Source organism: Vibrio sp. 2033 (assembly GCF_033339735.1).
In genome coordinates, this window is record NZ_JAWOVC010000279.1 from 1 (window position 1) to 759 (window position 759).

Genomic DNA, 759 nt, shown 5'->3' on the forward strand with positions numbered 1-759 from the left:
TTTATCAGAATTTATTTTTACCCTTAATATAGTAGTAAATACTTAAGTAATAAAGTCATCAACAATAGGGATAGCGATTAATAAAACATCGTATTATTATCTCGCTCCTTGAGATGTAACAAATTATTACTAAAAATGAACAGAAATTATTATTTGATTTTTCTTGCTGCTTTACTTGCTGGTTGCGGTGGAGGAGGTGACTCCAAGCCGAGCAATACAAGCTCTCCAACTTCTATCACGAAGCAGAGTCGTCCACAGCTGATTGTTGAAGATGCCTCGTTGCAGTTTGAGGGTGTGGGAACCATCACTCAGACACTATTGAGCAACGTTCGCGGCTCAGTATCTTACCAAGTCATTGATTCAAATCCGCCGAATGTGGTGAGAGTGAATGATTCGGGAGTATTTCAAATCCTGCGTCCAGGCACCGCGATAATTCGTGCAACAGATACCAGTTCTGTGTACGAATCTTCTGAAACGACGTTTTCGGTCACGGTTGAACGAGGTTTTAACAATGATCTTTCTGCCAGTGATTTAAGCCTAGTAGCACTCGATCCTGACGGGAAAGCTCTGATCGTGCGCGGGCAGAAAGGTAAACTGAGTTATCAAGTCGAAAGCGGGCAGAACCTCATTCAAGTTGATGATAACGGCGTTGTTTATTCACTTGGTTCTGCGGGGCAGGCTTCTGTACTGATTTCCGATTCAGGTAACGACTTATATCTACCTAAGCAAGTTCGTGCAACCGTGACATTGTATGCGATA

General features: G+C 42.3%; 1 pseudogene. It reads left to right on the forward strand.

Annotated features, from left to right (window positions below):
* Positions 1-135: 135 nt before the first annotated feature.
* A pseudogene (locus R7P74_RS26075) lies at positions 136-759 on the forward strand (cadherin repeat domain-containing protein); the annotation flags it as partial.